Source organism: Pseudomonas sp. IT-P74, assembly GCF_949768175.1.
Lineage (GTDB): Bacteria > Pseudomonadota > Gammaproteobacteria > Pseudomonadales > Pseudomonadaceae > Aquipseudomonas.
Map to the genome: position 1 here is coordinate 197,192 of NZ_CATKQD010000022.1, position 17,781 is coordinate 214,972.

At 61.3% G+C, this 17,781-nt stretch carries 17 protein-coding genes; 5 read left to right on the forward strand and 12 right to left on the reverse strand.

Features of this window, described 5'->3' with window-relative positions:
• Positions 1 to 437: 437 nt before the first annotated feature.
• The 6 genes from pepN to ACM6J5_RS14800 are packed head-to-tail and all read right to left on the reverse strand — an operon-like array spanning position 438 to position 6,954.
• Positions 438 to 3,095 carry an aminopeptidase N gene (gene pepN / locus ACM6J5_RS14775; protein WP_414928824.1) on the reverse strand — a complete coding sequence of 886 codons (2,658 nt, stop codon included), beginning with the start codon at positions 3,093 to 3,095 and terminating at the stop codon, positions 438 to 440.
• A gap of 10 nt (positions 3,096 to 3,105) precedes the next feature.
• Positions 3,106 to 3,936, reverse strand: a complete 831-nt coding sequence (locus ACM6J5_RS14780; protein WP_414928825.1) for a DUF2797 domain-containing protein — start codon at positions 3,934 to 3,936, stop codon at positions 3,106 to 3,108.
• Positions 3,933 to 4,193 (reverse strand): YeaC family protein, encoded by a 261-nt coding sequence (locus ACM6J5_RS14785; protein ID WP_056727623.1) that lies wholly within the window; start codon positions 4,191 to 4,193, stop codon positions 3,933 to 3,935. The genes ACM6J5_RS14780 and ACM6J5_RS14785 overlap by 4 nt, the downstream gene beginning before the upstream one ends.
• Positions 4,194 to 4,226: 33 nt before the next feature.
• Positions 4,227 to 5,096 carry a rhomboid family intramembrane serine protease gene (locus tag ACM6J5_RS14790; RefSeq protein WP_095946212.1) on the reverse strand — a complete coding sequence of 290 codons (870 nt, stop codon included), beginning with the start codon at positions 5,094 to 5,096 and terminating at the stop codon, positions 4,227 to 4,229.
• On the reverse strand, positions 5,093 to 6,064 hold the full coding sequence (locus tag ACM6J5_RS14795; protein WP_095946211.1) for a metallophosphoesterase: 972 nt from the start codon (positions 6,062 to 6,064) through the stop codon (positions 5,093 to 5,095). Before ACM6J5_RS14795 ends, ACM6J5_RS14790 begins: the two co-directional genes overlap by 4 nt.
• Positions 6,064 to 6,954 carry an NAD(+) kinase gene (locus ACM6J5_RS14800; RefSeq protein ID WP_057398469.1) on the reverse strand — a complete coding sequence of 297 codons (891 nt, stop codon included), beginning with the start codon at positions 6,952 to 6,954 and terminating at the stop codon, positions 6,064 to 6,066. The genes ACM6J5_RS14795 and ACM6J5_RS14800 overlap by 1 nt, the downstream gene beginning before the upstream one ends.
• A 117-nt stretch (positions 6,955 to 7,071) precedes the next feature.
• Here ACM6J5_RS14800 and ACM6J5_RS14805 point away from each other — a divergent pair, with 117 nt between their 5' ends.
• Positions 7,072 to 8,022, forward strand: coding sequence for a DUF1853 family protein (locus ACM6J5_RS14805; protein ID WP_414928826.1), 951 nt, complete (start codon positions 7,072 to 7,074; stop codon positions 8,020 to 8,022).
• Between the two features lie 184 nt (positions 8,023 to 8,206).
• Here ACM6J5_RS14805 and ACM6J5_RS14810 read toward each other — a convergent pair whose 3' ends face one another.
• The gene (locus ACM6J5_RS14810) at positions 8,207 to 8,767 is read right to left on the reverse strand and encodes an NADPH-dependent FMN reductase (RefSeq protein WP_095946209.1); all 561 of its coding nucleotides are present in this window, start codon (positions 8,765 to 8,767) and stop codon (positions 8,207 to 8,209) included.
• 175 nt (positions 8,768 to 8,942) lie between these two features.
• Here ACM6J5_RS14810 and ACM6J5_RS14815 point away from each other — a divergent pair, with 175 nt between their 5' ends.
• Positions 8,943 to 9,170, forward strand: coding sequence for a hypothetical protein (locus ACM6J5_RS14815; RefSeq protein ID WP_095946208.1), 228 nt, complete (start codon positions 8,943 to 8,945; stop codon positions 9,168 to 9,170).
• A gap of 88 nt (positions 9,171 to 9,258) precedes the next feature.
• Positions 9,259 to 10,152 carry a LysR substrate-binding domain-containing protein gene (locus ACM6J5_RS14820; RefSeq protein ID WP_414928827.1) on the forward strand — a complete coding sequence of 298 codons (894 nt, stop codon included), beginning with the start codon at positions 9,259 to 9,261 and terminating at the stop codon, positions 10,150 to 10,152.
• On the opposite strand, the gene ACM6J5_RS14825 is transcribed toward ACM6J5_RS14820, so the two are convergent.
• The 5 genes from ACM6J5_RS14825 to ACM6J5_RS14845 all read right to left on the reverse strand — a co-directional run bounded on the left by ACM6J5_RS14825 (position 10,118) and on the right by ACM6J5_RS14845 (position 15,384).
• Entirely contained in the window at positions 10,118 to 10,732 is a 615-nt protein-coding gene (locus tag ACM6J5_RS14825; RefSeq protein WP_095946206.1) for a GNAT family N-acetyltransferase, read from the reverse strand. The two genes, ACM6J5_RS14820 and ACM6J5_RS14825, sit on opposite strands and share 35 nt — an antisense overlap.
• Positions 10,733 to 10,746: 14 nt before the next feature.
• Complete coding sequence (locus tag ACM6J5_RS14830; protein WP_414928828.1) at positions 10,747 to 13,002, reverse strand: Orn/Lys/Arg decarboxylase N-terminal domain-containing protein; 2,256 nt, start codon at positions 13,000 to 13,002, stop codon at positions 10,747 to 10,749.
• 124 nt (positions 13,003 to 13,126) lie between these two features.
• Complete coding sequence (gene dnaQ, locus ACM6J5_RS14835) at positions 13,127 to 13,885, reverse strand: DNA polymerase III subunit epsilon (protein WP_046037200.1); 759 nt, start codon at positions 13,883 to 13,885, stop codon at positions 13,127 to 13,129.
• A 195-nt stretch (positions 13,886 to 14,080) separates the two neighbouring features.
• On the reverse strand, positions 14,081 to 14,533 hold the full coding sequence (gene rnhA / locus ACM6J5_RS14840) for a ribonuclease HI (RefSeq protein ID WP_007979123.1): 453 nt from the start codon (positions 14,531 to 14,533) through the stop codon (positions 14,081 to 14,083).
• Positions 14,534 to 14,625: 92 nt separating this feature from the next.
• A complete protein-coding gene (locus tag ACM6J5_RS14845) occupies positions 14,626 to 15,384 on the reverse strand; it encodes a class I SAM-dependent methyltransferase (RefSeq protein WP_095946203.1) in 759 nt (252 codons plus the stop codon).
• Between the two features lie 65 nt (positions 15,385 to 15,449).
• Between ACM6J5_RS14845 and gloB the strand changes: the two genes are divergently transcribed.
• Entirely contained in the window at positions 15,450 to 16,217 is a 768-nt protein-coding gene (gene gloB / locus ACM6J5_RS14850; protein WP_414928945.1) for a hydroxyacylglutathione hydrolase, read from the forward strand.
• 99 nt (positions 16,218 to 16,316) lie between these two features.
• Entirely contained in the window at positions 16,317 to 17,750 is a 1,434-nt protein-coding gene (locus ACM6J5_RS14855) for a transglycosylase SLT domain-containing protein (protein WP_095946201.1), read from the forward strand.
• The last annotated feature ends 31 nt before the right edge of the window (positions 17,751 to 17,781 follow it).

Consider the following 17,781-nt stretch of genomic DNA (forward strand, 5'->3'; position numbering starts at 1 on the left):
GCAGGCTCGCTCCCACAGAAGAGCAAAAACAGAGCGGCGTACACCACGCTTCTCACCACTCATCAGGCCGAGCGTTAGCTCGCCTGCAGCTCTTGATCTTGATCCACCCGCCCCATCGGCAGGCTGAGTGGAGGTGTTCATCCGGGGATTGGCGCGCAGCGCCGTTCGACGCAGTCGAACTCATCGCATGTAGGTGCCAGCGAAGCCAACCGGAGGGCGATGCCCCCGGATGAATGCCGGAGCGAAGGAACGCCGAGCCTAAGCGAGGGGCCGTACGTAAGGGGCGAGCGTTTTTTGCTTACTTTTTTAGGCGCTTGTAAAAAAGTGAGTCGCCGTAAGGGCGAAACCATAAGCCGCCGTTACCGCAGCAACGGATATGTACTCAATCAACCCACGAACCTGGTCGGCCCGAAGGCCGCCAAGTTCAAAAGCCAAGATCAAGCCAAACTCTTGCTGACCACTTCAAACACATCACTGGACAACTGCCCCGAAGCCCGAATCCGCTCCAGCTCCCCCTTCATCAAAGCCTGACGAGCGCTGTCGTACTTGCGCCAGCGAGTCAAAGGCGCCAACTGCCGAGAAGCAATCTGCGGGTTAAAGCCATTCAACTCGATCACCAGATCCGCCAGGAAGCGATACCCGGAACCGTCGGCGGCATGGAAGTTGATCAGGTTCTGCCCGGCGAACGCACCGACCAGCGCCCGCACCTTGTTCGGGTTCTTGATGTTGAACGCCGGGTGCTGCATCAACGCTTTGGTCCGTGCCAAGCCACCGGGCAGCACGCTGCCGGCCTGGACGCTGAACCACTGGTCCATGACCAGCGGGTTGTCCTTGAAGTGCTCGGCGAAGCTGGCCAGCGCCTTGGCCTTCTCGGCTTCGAAGGGCGAATTGACCAACACGGCGAGTGCAGTCAGGCGCTCGGTCATGTTGTCGCACGCGTCGAACTGCTCCAGGGTCGCCGCCAATACTTCTGGCTTGCCGCTGAGCATCAGGTAGGACAGCGCGATGTTCTGCAAGGCACGACGGGCAAAGTGCTCGGCTTCGGCCACGTACGGCGTCTGCTTCGACAAATCGCGGTTGGCCTGATAACGCAGCCACAGGCCTTCGAACAATGCGTCAGCCAGTTGCTTGCGGGCAAACTCCCGCGCCGTGTGAATCGCTTCGACATCTGCCACTTCGCTGATCTCGGTCAGGTACGCCTCGCTCGGCAGCGACAGCATTTCGGCGACCATGGCCTGATCCAGCGACTCATCCGAGAGCACCGTGCGCAGCGCCGACACCAGACGCTGATCGAGTACCAGCGCTTCGCCCTTCTGCTGCTGGGAAATCAGCTCTTGCAGCACCTGCACCGACAGTTGCTGGCCGGCATCCCAGCGGTTGAAGCCGTCGCTGTCGTGCTGCATCAGGAACATCAGCTGATCACGGTTGTACGGGAAGCTCAGCTTCACCGGCGCCGAGAAGCCACGCAGCAACGATGGCAGCGGTTGTTCGGCAATGTCGACGAAGGTGAAGGTCTGCTCGGCCTCGGTTACCGAGATCACGCGGGTCGTGCCTTGGGCGGCGGCTTCACCGGCAAGACGCAAGGCAATCTCGCCACCCTTGCGGTCCAGCAGGCCCAGTTCGACCGGGATCACGAACGGCAGTTTTTTCACCTTGTCCGGGGTTTCCGGGCAGCTCTGGCGGAAGGTCAGGCTGTAGGTTTTCGCGGCTGCATCGTAGGACTCGCTTACCGCCAGACGCGGTGTACCGGCCTGGCTGTACCAGCGCTTGAACTGGGTCAGGTCGACACTGTTGGCATCTTCCATGGCCTTGATGAAGTCATCGCAGGTCACGGCCTGGCCGTCGTGGCGTTCGAAGTACAGGTCGCTGCCTTTGCGGAAGCCGTCGGCGCCGAGCAAAGTGTGGATCATGCCGACCACTTCCGAGCCCTTTTCATACACGGTCAGGGTGTAGAAGTTGGAAATCTCGATGAAGCTGTCCGGGCGCACGGCGTGGGCCATGGGGCCGGCGTCCTCGGCGAACTGGTGGGTGCGCAGGTAGGCCACGTCCTGGATGCGCTTGACCGTGGCCGAGTTCATGTCCGAGGAGAAACCGGCATCGCGGAACACGGTGAAGCCTTCCTTGAGCGACAGCTGGAACCAGTCGCGGCAGGTCACGCGGTTGCCCGACCAGTTGTGGAAGTATTCGTGGGCGACGATCGCCTCGACACGCTGGTGCGCGGCGTCGGTGGCGGTTTCCGCCTTGGCGAGCACGGCGCTGGAGTTGAAGATGTTAAGGCCCTTGTTCTCCATGGCACCCATGTTGAAGTCATTCACGGCGACGATCATGAAGATGTCCAGATCGTACTCGCGACCGTAGACCTCTTCGTCCCAGCGCATGGACTTCTTCAGGCTGTTCATGGCGTGCTGGCACTTGTCGATGTTTTCCGGCTCGACGTAAATGCGCAGCGCCACGTTGCGCTCGCTCATGGTGGTGAAGCTGTCTTCGACGCACCACAGGTCCCCGGCCACCAGCGCGAACAGGTACGCCGGTTTCTTGAACGGGTCTTCCCAGGTCGCCCAGTGCCGGCCCTCTTCACCGGGACCGGAGGCGATCGGGTTGCCATTGGACAGCAGCACCGGATAGCTGTGTTGTTCGGCGACGACCGTGGTGGTGAAGGTGCTCATCACGTCCGGGCGGTCGAGGTAATAGGTGATCTTGCGAAAGCCTTCGGCCTCGCACTGGGTGCAGAACATCGTGCCGGACTTGTACAGGCCTTCCAGCGCGGTGTTGGTTTCCGGGTGGATCCGGACACTGGTATCGACCGTGAAGGTGGTGCTGGCCGGATGCAGGGTCAGGTGATTCTCGCTCAACTGATAGTCGGCGGCGCTCAGCTCACGGTCGGCCAAAGTGACCGACAGCAGTTCCAGCTGCTGGCCGTCCAGCACCAGCGGCGGCAGGCCCGGGCCACGCTCGGGGTTGCGGCGCATCACCAGTTGCGCATGGACCAGGCTGTGGTCCTCGTACAACTCGAAGGTCAGGTGTGTTTCGTCGATCAGGTACTCGGGTGCCTGATAGTCCTTGAGGTAGATCATCTTCGGTTGTTCGGTGCGCATGCTGGAGTCCTTACTGATGCACGGCGAGCTGGTAAGCCGTGTATTTACGAATGTTGATCACGCCGGTATCGAAGATCAGGTATTGGCCCTTGACCCCCATCAGCGTGCCTTCGGCAATCGGGTTCTTGTCCAGGTTGAAGCTGACGATCTTCGCCGGGTACTGCTCGACCGGGTAGCGGATTTCCAGCGGTTCGACGTCGGTCACCGGCTGGATCGCCTGCAAGCCAAATCGCTGCTGCAACCCGAGCAAGCCTTCGGCGCAGCTGTCGAACAGTCGATCGCGGACTTCGGCCAGGTTCACCGCCGCTGCATCGCCCTTGAGTAAAGCACGCCAGTTGGTCTTGTCGGCCACCTGACTGCGGAACAGGTCTTCAACGAAACCGGACTGCTGGCGGGTCGAGACGCGCATGATCGGCAACGCCTGGCTCGCACCCTGGTCGAGCCAGCGGGTCGGTAACTGGGTGGCGCGGGTAATCCCGACTTTCACCCCCGACGAGTTGGCCAGGTACACCACGTGATCGGTCATGCAGAACTTCTCGCCCCACTCGGGTTCCCGGCAGGTTCCGGCCTCGAAGTGGCAGCGCTCCGGGCTCATGATGCACACGTCGCACTGGGCCAGTCTGGTCATGCACGGGTAGCAGTAACCCTGGCTGAAACTGGTCTTGGTCTTGCGCCCGCAATGGGTGCAGTGGATCGCCCCCAGGTATTCCAGGCGCACCGTGGTACCGATCAACGGATTGACCGGGACCTCGGTTTCGCCCAGACGAAATGCGTATTGCACATTCGGCCCGTCCAGGCGCGCCGACATTTTGCTGATTGCACCGCGACCAATCTCGATCAATGGATGGCATCCGACTTGAACAGGATATTGGGCACTTGAATCGACTTCGAGCTGCATTCCTGCGGGCCCATGTAACCGGTGCGCTGGTCCTCGGGCAGGTTCTGGATTTCCCAGGCGATCATCGCCTGCAGCGACAGCTCGCGTTGTTCGGCGGTGAGCTTGCCACCGTCGGACCATTTGCCGATTTCCACGGCCAGTTTCAGGCTCTCGTAGATATCGGGGGTGATGTTGTTGATCATTTCGTTAAAAGAGGACATTGGGTCTCCGTCTCTTTATTGCATGTTCTTAAATTAGGCGGCCAGTTTACGGCGGTTGTACAAACCGCCCAACAAACCGGTGAAGCATCCGATGAGTAACCCGCTGACGTGGGCCGCGTTGGCGATCTCGCCGAAGCCGATCATCGAGACCAGCCCGGACAGGCACAGCAGCAACCACACCAGCATCATCACCAGCACGCCGCGCGGCAGGCGATAAGCCGGGTTCGGCGCCAGCAGCTGGAAGATCCAGCAATGCCCGAGCAGGCCGTACAGCACGCCGGACAAACCGCCGAACAGGGTCGGCCCGCTGAACAGATACTGGGCGAAGTTGGACACCAGGCTGAACAGCAAGGTCAGGCCGATCAGGTTGATACTGCCCTGGCGCGACTCGATGCGCCGCCCCAGTTCCCAGTACCACATGCCGTTCATCGCCAGGTGCAGGATGCCGAAGTGGATCAGCATCGGCGTGACCAGGCGCCACCACTGCCCCGCCGCCAGGCTGTCGGCCAGTGGCGTGAAGTGGATGTATTCGCCGACCACGCGGAATTCGAGGAAGGTCAGCCAGCGCATCGTTTCAAGGTTGTCGCCCAGCAAGGTGACCGCGCCGACGATCATGCTCAGCAGCAATACCAGCGCGGTAGCCCTGGCGTATTTCAACTGCTCGACGAACCCCGGACGCTTGATGGTTTGCGCCAGCGGAATGTCCAGTTGCCGGTCGGGGTCACCCGCCGGAAAACGTTCGTACAGCGCACGCACGTCTTCGCTGATGTTGTCCGGCACCCACAGCACCTGCTCGCCAGCTTCTTCGCTGACCCGATGGGGCACTTGCATGCGCTTGAGCAAAGTGACGAACCCGCTCAAGTCCACCGCCAGGGGCAGACGCAATACCGCTACAGCACTCATTGCAGCACCTCCGGCCGCTCGACATCGACCCAGACGAATTTTTGCGGATCCAGGCGGGTTTCCTGATCCAGTCGGTAGGCAACCAGTTTGCCGTACAGCACCGCGCTGTAATCCAGACAGGCCAGGTTCGGCCGGATCGGCGCCGGCTTGCCGCTGCGCCAGTAATGGCCGACGAACAACAGCGGCTCATCGATGCCGTAGCGCAGCAAACTGTTCTTTTCGGTGGACGTCAGCGGCGTCCGGGCCACGGGTTCGGGCAGTGCATCCGGCTGGAACACGATATCGCCGTAGGTTTTCGGATCGTCTTCCCAGAACTTGGTCCGGAAGAACGAACGCACCAGGCCATCGCCGCTGGTCATGGTCAGGCCATGGGGCAAGCGCATGTCCGTGCCACGCAGCAGCCGGTCGAATACGGTGCAGGCAAAGGAGCCCGCCTGCGCCGACGCCTGGACAAAATGCTCGTCGACGCAGCCGTTGGGGAACAACGCCCGCAGCGGCTCGATCAGGCCGGCGTCCCAGCAGGCGTGGACCACGCGAAAACGCCCGGCATCGACGAACAACGGCAGCTCGTAGAACCATTGCTGGAAGTCGTGCCAGTCACCCGGATGGTGTTCGAACTGGGTCAGGGTTTCGTGCAGCAGGCGGGCATGGCGCGGCGTGTGCTCGCGCACGAACTGCTTGCCGCTGCCGGGCAGCGCCGGCGTGCTCCAGCCCAGTGCGTTGAATTCATGGTTGCCCATGATGCACAGCGCCTGACCGGCCTCGACCATGTCGTGGACGATATGCAGTGCCTCGCGAATCCGCGGGCCGCGGTCGATGATATCGCCGACGAACACCGCCATGCGCGAGGCATGCCGCCAGACACCTCCCTGCTTGTGATAACCGAGTCGGTCGAGCAAGTGCTCCAGGGTCAAGGCGCAACCGTGCACGTCACCGATCAGGTCGTAGCTACGCGCGGGATCGAGCATCAGTCGCCTCCACCCCCCAACTTGCTGCCCCAGCCGAGCTTGGTCCGGCAGACTTCATAGTAGTTGTGGTCAAGCGGATGGATCAGCCGCAGTTTCTGGGCTTTCTTGCTGACGGTAATGGTGTCCCCCGGCGCGCAGGTAAAGTGGTTCTGCCCGTCGCACGAGACTTGCGGGTAAATCTGCATATCCTTGGACACGACGATTTTCAGCTCACTGTTGCCATCGACCACGATGGGTCTACCCGACAAGGTATGGGGGTACATCGGCACAATCACAATAGCGTCGAGCTTTGGATGCATGATCGGTCCGCCAGCGGACAGCGCGTAGGCGGTGGAACCGGTCGGCGTCGCGACGATCAGGCCGTCGGCCTTTTGGCTGCAGACGAACTGGCCGTCGATGTACAGCTCGAACTCGATCATTCGCGTGGATTTGCCGGGGTGCAGCACCACATCGTTCAGTGCGTCGCCCTGGCCGATGGCCTCGCCGTGGCGACGGACTTCGGCCTGCAACAGGAAGCGGTTTTCCACCAGATAGTGGCCGTCCAGCACTTCGGCGACCTTGGTTTCCAGCTCATCGGGACGGATGTCGGTGAGGAAACCCAGGCTGCCGCGGTTGATGCCGAGCACCGGAATATTGTGCCTGGCCAATGCCCGGGCGGCACCGAGCAGGCTGCCGTCACCACCGACCACGATGACCATGTCGCACACTTCGCCAAGCATCTTGCGCGACGAGGTTTGCAAGCCGTGCCCTGGCAGCACTTCGGCGATGGTGTCTTCGAGGATCACGTGCAGGTGACGATCGAGCAGAAACCGTTTCAGTCGGCGGACGGTATCCAGCACCTGGGAACTGCCCAGGCGACCGATGATGCCGATATTGCGAAATTGCTCCATGGGGCTCCTGCGGGGATCTGCGTGGCGGCGAAAACCACGATTATGGGCGAAAGCCGCCCGTAGACAAAATCCTTTCAGCTTCAAGGGTGTGCCCGGGTTTCGGGCTATGCTCGCAAGATGATGCTATTTCCCGATTTGCTCCACCTGCCCCATCAGTTACGCCATCCCGAAGTGCGTGACCTGGCGTGGGTCATCCTCGCGCCGCCCATGCTGGACGATACCCCGTGGCCGCAGCGCCACCCGCTGGCCGGCAGCGACTGGGTGCAGGCACCGGATCGCCTGGAGCACTGGTTGCGGCAACTGGATCGGGACAGTTATGGTCTGCTGCACTGGCTGGCCCAGGCCCGGACCCGGCGCCTGGGTTTGTACTACGAACGCCTCTGGCAATTCGCCGTGCAGCATGCGCCGGGCATTGAGCTGATTGCCGCCAACATGCCGATTCGCCGCGAGGGGCACACCCTGGGTGAACTGGACATGCTGCTGCGCGACCGCGACGGCGTGCATCACCTGGAACTGGCGATCAAGCTCTACCTCGGCCCGCAATCCGGCGACGGACACGACACCTCCCAGTGGCTGGGCCCCGGCTGCCACGACCGACTCGACCGCAAACTGGCGCATCTGAGCCAGCATCAATTGCCGATTTCAGCTCGCGCCGAGAGCCGTGAAGTGCTGGCGGCGCTGGATATCCAGGCGTTCAGCGCCCATTTATGGCTGGGGGGATACTTGCTGTACCCATGGCCCGGACAAGCCGCCCCGCCATCGGGTGCCCATCCGCAACATTTGCGCGGTCGCTGGTTGCATCAAAAGGATTGGCCGGCGTTGTTGGCCCAGAGCCCGCCCGGCCGCTGGCAACCCCTGCCCCGCCACGCCTGGCTGGCGCCGGCGCATTATTCGGCCGAGCACACCTGGAACCCCGGACAGATGCAGGCATGGCTGGATGACCTGGACCCATTGGCGCCGGCACAACTGCTGGTGCGCCTGACGGAAAATGCCAATGGCGACTGGGAAGAGGCCGAGCGATTGTTTCTGGTGTCGGACCTTTGGCCCAATGTGCCGGGTAATGCCTGAGTTCTGCTGTGTCTGAGCCGGCCTCATCGCGAGCAGGCTCGCTCCCACAATGGGTCCCAGCCGAACACAAATCTTGTATCCACTGAAGATCCCTGTGGGAGCGAGCCTGCTCGCGAAGGGGCCAGCCCGGCCTAAAGAGATAACCGCCCAGCGCCTGGCAGGACAATACGCTGATCAATGACCATCAAACCTTCTTGTGCTGCTCAACCCATTGCCCATAGGCATTGATGAAATTTTGCAGGAACGGCTTGACCGACTCAGAAAGCTTGCCCGCCTCGTCGAATGCCGAACCGGCGTTCCCCAGATAGGCCTCCGGCTGCTGCATCATCGGCACATTCAGAAACACCATGGATTGACGCAGGTTGTGATTGGCACCGAACCCGCCGACGGCCCCCGGCGAAACACTGATAACGGCGCCGGGCTTGCCATTCCACGAACTCTTGCCATAAGGGCGAGAACCGACGTCAATCGCATTTTTCAACGGTGCCGGCACCGATCGGTTGTATTCCGGGGTCACGAACAACACCGCGTCGGATGAGCTCACCTGTTGTCGGAAAGTGCTGTAGGCTGCCGGCGGTGAAGCGCCATCGATGTCTTCGTTATAGAGCGGCAGATCGCCAATTTCGACGATGTCGAGCTTGAGATTGGCCGGCGCCAGTTCTATCAGGGCCCGTGCGACCTTGCGGTTGATCGATTCCTTTCTCAAGCTGCCGACCACGACGGCGATCGTATAGACGTTGCTCATAAGAGTTTCTCGACTGTCCGATAGGAAGAGCTTGTAGTTATAGATGACGATTCAAGCAGCGGGCGACCGAAAACACCGTCCCTGACTATTTTTTTCCCGTAGGAAAACTTACCTCGCCCATGCACGGTCTACAGTGCCGCAAATTGAGTGATTTATCTCCAGAGGTTCTAAACAGATGGCAGCAGTACTCGTCGGTCAGTTCCATGCAAGAGATGCGCAAGGCCGTATTTATTCGGTGCACGAGTTCCAGGACTCCACCCCGGCGGTAGACGGCTCAGGCCCTGTCACCACCTACAAGCTGGCTATTGGCGACCGTGTCAACAAGGTCGACGACAATGAATTCATGCTGGTGCAAACCGGCGTGACCATTACCCGCGAACCGCAAACCGCCAGCGTTTCATAACCCGTCGTTATGAGCAGAAGTCATATGCGCGGACTTGGGGTAGGATTCAGCCACTGACTCCTCCACCTGCTGAACATGGACTTCACGCATGCGCTTACGCCATATCGAAGTGATCCAGGCGCTCTTGCAGACCGGTCACCTGGGCACCGCCGCCGAATGGCTGCAGTTGCCGGTGGCCGAAGTCGAGCACTTGCTGCGCGACGCCGAGGATCAGTTGGGTTTCATGCTGTTCGCCAGCGTGCGCGGACGATTGCAGGCTACCCGCGAAGCGCGGGACTTGCAGGTGGAAATTGCCCGGGTCTACGATGCGCTCGAACCGGTGCAGCGTCTGGCCAACAGCCTCAGGCAATACCTGGCGCCGCCGCTGCGCATCATCTGCACCCCGCCTCTGGCCAACCAATTGTTGCCACACAGCATCGCGGCCCTGCGCCGGCGCCTGCCCGATGCGCCTTGCACACTGCTGAGCCAGCCCACCCGCGACATCGTCAGAAGCCTGCTGCTGCGTGAAAGCGATCTGGGCCTGAGCCTGCATGACCCCGATCACGCCGACCTCGACTGCCAGGTGATTGCCCAGGGCAAACTCCAGTTGCTCGCGCCCCATGGCTGGCTGCAACCGAAACAGAAATACATTTCACTGCAGGATCTGGCCGGCCAATCGATGATCGGCCTGGAGGGGCACGATCCGTTGAGCCCGGCGCTGGAAAACAAATTGCACGGCTTGCACCCTGCCCCGGTGATTCAGACCCGGGTCCAGACGCATCAGATGATGCGCAGCATGGTCGAGGCCGGCGAAGGGCTGGCCATCGTCGACCCCTTCACCGCCCTCGGCGCCAAAGCCTCGGGCCTGGACGCCTGCCCACTGGCACCAGCGGTCCCGATCAGCCTTTACGCCCTGACCCTGAAAAACGCCGAACCCTCTGCGGCGATTCAGGCACTGTTGGCCATCGTCACGGAACAAGCCGCGGCGATGCTGACGAACTGAACGGGTTTTCCAACGGGTTTTCAAACAGTCGATACCAGAACAGCGCCACTTCGGCGGTGTTCGGATCGATGCCGCGATAGCGCAGGTGGTCGATCCCGCCAAGCACGTAACCGCAGCGTTCATAGAGCCGGCAGGCCCCCAGGTTGTTGTTCTGGGTTTCGAGCATGATGCCCGGAAGCTTTTTCTTGCGGCTCCAGAAATGTGCCACATCCAGCAGGGACTTGGCCACGCCATGTCGCCGGCCAGGTGCGTGCACCGCCAGCTCGTCGATATGGGCAAAGCCGTTCCAGTTGGTACTGACTACCAGGTGCCCCACAGGCTGGTCATCCAGATACGCCATGAAAATCGCACTGTCGGCGGCATCGCGAAAGCTGCTGAACTCTTCGGGATCGATGCCGTAGCACTTGCGATAGGGCGTGATCGGAGTGACCGGCCATTGTGCCACTGGCTTGCCTATTTCCGCCGCTCCGTAGGCCGCGACCTCGAAACTGAAATCACTGCCCCAGATGTAGGCGGCAAAACCCTCGTCGGCAACCCGTACCGACAACCCTGGGAAATTCGGATTTATAACCGGCTGCATACTGGGAAAGGTCCTCATTCCTTGATGCAATCGACGGTGTAGCACCGCCCACTGCCCTGATCTTCATGTTGCAATCCGTGCACATCAGCAACGAACCCCGGAAAACTGCTATCGAACGTGCGGGCAAAGGCCAGGTAATCAATGATCGAGCGAGTCGACTCGGTAAAACGCTCGCCCGGCATGATCAGCGGAATGCCGGGTGGATACGGCACCAGCATCACCGCGGCGATCCGCCCGTCCAGCGCATCGATCGACACGGCCTCGACTTCACCTCGCACCAATTGATCATAGGCGTCCGCCGGCTTCATCGCGACTTCCGGCAGTACGGTGTACATGCGTTTGAGGTGCCTGGCGGTGGCATTGCTGCGATAACAGGCATGCAACTGATCGCACAGATCACGCAGACCCATGCCCTGATAGCGCGCAACATTCTCTTGGGCCACGCAGGGCAGGCAACTGGCCAGACCGACGTTGGCGTCGTAACTGCGCTTGAACTCCAGCAACTCGGTGAGCAGCGTGCTCCACTTGCCCTTGGTGATGCCCATGGAGAACAACACCAGGAACGAATACAGCCCGGTCTTCTCGACCACCAGGCCGCGCTCCCAAAGGAACTTGCTGACCACCGCCGCCGGGATCCCGCGCTCGCTGAGGGCGCCACCGGCCGTCAATCCCGGCATCACCAGCGTGACCTTGATCGGGTCGAGCAGCACATAATCGTCGGTCACGCCGCCAAAGCCGTGCCAGTCGGCATTGGGTTGCAGCAACCAGTCCTCGGTGACGACCCGCTCGATGCCTTCTGCCGACGGTGGCTGCCAGATCGAAAACCACCAGTCATCGGCGGCAATGTGTTGGCGCAAATTGGCCAGCGCCCGGCGAAAACTCAGGGCCTCGTCGAACATTTCCTGCAACAGCGAACGCCCGGCTGGCCCTTCCATCATCGCCGACGCCACATCCAGCGAGGCGATGATGCCGTACTGCGGCGAGGTCGAGATGTGCATCATGAACGCTTCGTTGAAGCGATCCCGGTCCAGTTGCCGCGCACCGCCATCGCGCACGTGAATCATCGATGCCTGGCTGAAGGCCGCCAGCAACTTGTGGGTCGAATGGGTGGTGAACACCAACGGGCTGTCTTCATCACGGGACGTGCCCATGCCGTAGCGCCCGGCAAAGAACTCATGAAACGCCGCATAGGCGTACCAGGCCTCGTCGAAGTGCAATACCTCAACGCTATTGCCCAGTTGCTGCCTGATCAGCTCGGCGTTGTAGCAGAGGCCGTCATAGGTCGAATTGGTCACCACCGCGAGCTTGACCTTCGGTGAGCGGCCCTTGGTCAGCGGACTGGCGTCGATCTTGGCCTGGATCGATTCGCGGCTGAACTCACTCAGGGGAATCGGGCCGATGATCCCCAGCTCATTACGCTCCGGACACAGGTACAGCGGGATCGCGCCGGTCATGATGATCGAGTGCAGCACCGACTTGTGGCAATTGCGATCCACCAGCACCAGGTCATCGCGGGCAACCACCGAGTGCCAGACAATCTTGTTGGCCGTGGAGGTGCCATTGATCACGAAAAAGGTGTGATCGGCGCCGAAATTGCGTGCCGCGCGGGCCTCCGCTTCAGCCAGGGGGCCGGTGTGATCGAGCAAGGAGCCGAGCTCGGGCACCGACACCGAAAGATCCGAGCGCAGGGTGTTTTCCCCGAAAAACTGGTGAAACGCCTGCCCGACCGGACTTTTGTGATACGCCACGCCACCGCCGTGACCGGGGGTGTGCCAGGAGTAGTTGGAATCCGCCGTGTGTTGTACCAGGGCCTTGAAAAACGGCGGCAACAGGCCATCAAGGTATTTGCGCGCGGCACGGGCCACCTGCCGGGCGAGAAAAGGCACGGTGTCCTCGAACAGGTAAAGAATGCCGCGCAACTGATTGAGCTCGGCCATGGCGTCGGCCGGCGCGTTTTCCAGTGTCACTTTTTCGCCCAGGGCGAAGATCGGCAGATCCGGCGCACGCACCCGCGCCAGACCGATCAACTCGGCCATGTTTTGTAAAAGATGGGAATGGGAGCTGGCGTCTTCAGAGGCAATCAACATGCAGGACAAGCCATGGTAAGTCGACGCCACCAGACGTCCTTCGGTGTAGTCCACCGCCGAGACCACGCTGAACCCTTCCTGCTCCAGCTCCCGGGCAATTCCCCGCACGCGGTCGCCGGCGACGCTGTCGGCCTTGATGTCGCGATGGACAATCAGGACCGGGAATTTCAAGTCTTTGTACATGAGGCTCAGTGTCCCGAGGCGGCAGACCAGAGCCTGCCAATCACCTCAGGGTAGAGTGTTGCAGCGGATGTGGCGAGCGGGATGCCCTGAAATGGGTCACAAGGTGTCCCTTTTTTTGAAAGGGTCAAGCCTGCGCTTCAGCCTCGGCCAACTGCACCCACAACGCCGGAGCACCCGCGGATTTGCCGATGATTTCCAGGCGCGCCGCGTGGCGGGCCAGGTCGTCTTCGCTTGCGCGGATGATGCGCGTCGGCTGGCGGTCCGCCGGCAAACGGCGAATCTCGGTGGCCGAGTTGTCCGCCCCTTCCCCGGAACCGTTACCATCGGAGGCGTTGCCGGCCAGGGACAGGCTGGTCTGGCCGCCGGTCATGGTCAGGTAAACGTCGGCGAGAATCTCGGAGTCGAGCAAGGCGCCGTGCAGCTCACGGCCGGAGTTGTCGACGCCATAGCGTTTGCACAGGGCATCGAGGCTGTTGCGCTGCCCCGGGTGACGTTCCCGGGCCATCATCAGGGTGTCGAGGATCGAGCAGTGCTGCGTGATGTCCGCGCGGTCCTGCTGGCCCATCAGGGCGAATTCGTTGTTGATGAAGCCAACGTCGAACGCCGCGTTATGGATGATCAGCTGCGCGCCCTTGATGAACTCGAAGAACTCTTCGGCCACCTCGGCAAAACGCGGCTTGCCCACGAGGAATTCGTTGGTGATGCCGTGGACGCCGATGGCGCCCTCGTCACTTTCGCGATCGGGTTGCAGGTACACGTGAAAGTGCCGGCCCGTCAGGCGTCGGCCGATCAACTCGACACAACCGATTTCGATAATCCGGTGGCCGTCGGTCACCGGCATGCCGGTGGTTTCGGTGTCGAGTACAACGGATCTGGTGGCCATCAGTGCTCAGCTCTCAATCGGTCAATCGTGCAAAAGCGGCGATGTTAACACGCTCGCCGGGGTCTTTCAGTCAGACCGTGTGACGTCCATCGCGAGCAGGCTCGCTCCAACAGTTGATCTCCATATGCCGAAGATCCCTTGTGGGAGCGAGCCTGCTCGCGATGGGCCGCGACTCGGTGTATCGGTCGAACGGAATCAGCCCTGCTTGTACCCGCGCACTTCATCCACGCCACGGTTGGCCAACTGGTCGGCCCGTTCGTTGCCGTGATGGCCAATGTGTCCGCGCACCCATTTCCAGGTGACCTTGTGGCGGTTGACCTGCTCGTCGAGCAGCTTCCACAGGTCAGCGTTTTTCACCGGCTCCTTCGCCGCGGTTTTCCAGCCGCGCTTCTTCCAGTTGTCCATCCACTCGTTGATGCCTTTCATCACGTACTGGGAGTCGGTCACCAGCAGCACCTCGCAGGGACGCTTGAGCTCTTCCAGGCCACGGATCGCGCCCATCAGTTCCATGCGGTTGTTGGTGGTATTGGCCTCGCCGCCCCACAGTTCCTTTTCGACGCCCTTGCACACCAGCAGTGCGCCCCAGCCGCCAGGGCCAGGGTTGCCTTTGCAGGCGCCGTCGGTGAACAGTTCTACGCTATCGCTCATGCCAATCTATCCAGAAAATGCGTTGGCCCGCCGATCGCTGACCGACGACGCCCGAAGCCGGGACAGGCCCGGCCGCAAATGAAAAGTGTGTATTACGGTTCGATGTTGCGCCGGTTGACCTTGGCCATCGGCAACGGGATCAGCTTGCCCATCGGTTCGCGCCGCTCCTGGCGAAGCGGACGCAAGCCCACCACGATCTTGCGCGCCACCAATAAATAGAAGCCGCCGCCCGACAATTGCCAGTCTCCGGCCTTGCGCTCCCAACCGGCCAGGCGGGTCTGCCACGCCGGTGACGCAAGCGGCGGACGATAGCACCCGAAGCGGCGTTTCTCCAGCGCGAAGCCCAGCAGGTTAAGCCAGTCCGCGACCCGTGACGGCGAAATACAGCGCGCCTTGCGCAGTGCATCCTGGGCAAACACATGCCGCAGGCCCCAACTGCTCCAGGGGTTGATGCCGATGATCAGCAAATGCCCGCCAGGACGTACGCTGCTGGCCGCCTCGCGAAGCAGACCGTGGGGTGACAGACAGAAATCCAGGCCATGCTGCAGCACCACCACATCGGCGGCATGTTCGCTCAGCGGCCAGGCCTGCTCCTCGCAAACGATCTCGACCCCCGGCAACGGCGCGCCAAGGCGCACATTGCGCTGTACCTGGGGAGCCGACGGCGGGGTCTGGGCCGAGGGGCCGTAATGCACCAGATAGCCACCAAAGAACCGTCCGAGCTCGTCTTCGAGCATGCGCCGCTCTTCGTCCAGCAAAAATTGCCCGATGGGACCGGCCAGCCACTCGCGGGCGGCGCTGATCAACGCCAGCCAGTCAGGATCGGCTTGTGCGAACGCTTTATCAGTCATTGCATTCTCCAACGCGCCAGGAAGTTCTAAGATGCGCCAATGTTTTCCGCTTGGCGAATCCGACGATGATACAGATCACTGCCCTGCCCGCCTTCACCGACAACTACATCTGGTTATTACAAGATCACGGCAGCAAGCGCTGCACGGTCGTCGACCCGGGTGATGCCGCCCCCGTGCAAGCCTGGCTCGGTGCCAATCCGGGCTGGGTACTGAGTGATATTTTGATCACTCATCACCATCATGACCACGTCGGCGGCGTCGAACAGCTGAAAAAAGCGACGGACGCGAAAGTCTATGGTCCGGCCAGCGAAACGATCCCGAGGCGGGACGTTGCGCTCAAGGACAACGACAAGGTCAGCGTGCTCGGCTGGGATTTCGACGTCATCGCGGTCCCGGGTCACACCTTGGGGCACATCGCCTACTACCATCACGGCTTGCTGTTCTGCGGTGACACACTGTTTGCCGCCGGCTGCGGACGCTTGTTCGAAGGCACCCCACAGCAAATGTACAGCTCGCTGACACGCCTGGCCGGCTTGCCGGATGACACGCTGGTGTACTGCACCCACGAGTACACCCTCAGCAACCTGAAGTTCGCCGCGGCCGTCGAACCGAACAACCCGGACACCGCCGAACGCTTGGCCAAAGTCACCCGCCAACGGGATTCCGGGATCATGACGCTGCCCTCGACACTGGCGCTGGAAAAGCTCACAAACCCGTTTTTGCGCTCCGGTGAAACATCCGTTAAAGAAAAAGCGGACGAACGGACCGGCACCGATAACTCGGCGCCCGATATGGTTTTTGCTGCGCTTCGAGCGTGGAAAGACAGGTTCTAAAGGGGTCTCTCAAGATTGCAACAATTCTGAAAGGTTGACCGCGCAGGGTGCGCTTTCTAGAATCGCCCGACATTTTTGCCCGGAACTTACTTCCAGCCAATGTCGTCACCTATTCGCAAAGCCATCAGTTCAGACGCATTGACCCGCTTGGCTCAAGCCATAGCGGTGGCTGTGTCCGCCACCCTGGCGGGCTGTTCCAGCCATGCGCCGCAGACCGATGCGGCGCACGCGCAGAACATCGCCGCGCGCGCCAAGCAGAAGCCGATCTGGCTCAGCGAAAAACCCAGCCCGCAAATCCCCCAGGACGTCTGGGAGCGCATGCGCCAGGGCTTCCAGCTGCAGGACGGGCTGGGCGTCAACCCGCGCATCGAGCAACAGCGCCTGTGGTTCGCCAGCAATCCATCTTTCCTCGAAAACGCCGGCGAACGTGGCAGCCTCTACATTCACTACATCGTCGAGCGCCTTGAAGAACGCAACATGCCGCTGGAACTGGCCCTGCTGCCAGTGATTGAAAGTGCCTACAACCCGATGGCCTATTCCCGGGCCAACGCGGTGGGTCTTTGGCAGTTCATCCCGTCCACCGGGCGTTACTTCAACCTGCGTCAAACCCGTTTCTATGATGGCCGCCGCGACATCACCGCGTCGACCACCGCCGCGCTGGATTACCTGACCCGCCTGCACGACATGTTCAACGGCGACTGGATGCTGGCCCTGGCGGCCTACAACGCCGGCGAAGGCACCGTCAGCCGGGCCATCGAGCGCAACGAACGCCTCGGCCTGCCGACCGATTACTGGAACCTGCCGCTGCCCTCCGAAACCCAGGCCTACGTGCCAAAGTTGCTGGCACTGTCGCAGGTGGTAATGGCGCCGGAAGCCTACGGCGTGAACCTCAACCCGATCGCCAACGAACCGTATTTCCAGGTCGTCGAAATCAATCAGCGCATGGACCTGTCCAAGGTTGCTGAAGTCGCCAACATCGACGAAGACGAACTGTTCCAGCTCAACCCGGCTTTCAAGCAGCGCACCACCACCCTTGATGGCCCGCAGCACCTGCTGGTTCCGACCTCCAAGGCGCAACTGCTCACCAGCAGCCTGCAGACCATGCGTCCTGAAGAACTGATCAGCAAGAAATCGCTCAAGCCGGTCTTCGAAGGTGCCGACGACACCCAGGTCGCCAGCGTCAAGCGCGCCTACCGGGTCAAGCGGGGCGACAACCTCGGTTCCATCGCCAAGGCCAACAACGTCGACGTGAAGGACCTGCAACGCTGGAACAAACTGAGCGGCAAGAATCTCAAGGCCGGTCAGACCCTGGTCATGCAGGACACCGGCAAACGCAGTTCCGGGCGCGTCAACACCGTAATCGCAGCCAATGCGAAGAAGCAGCAGACCAAGTACAAGGTCCAGCAAGGCGACTCGCTGTACATCGTGGCCAAGCGCTTCAACGTTGAGATGCAGCACCTCAAGCGCTGGAACCCGCGTGTCGGCCAGGCGCTCAAGCCTGGCCAGATGTTGACGGTGGCCAATCCGCATTAAAAAACAGCCCCTGAATCCAGGGGCTTTTTTA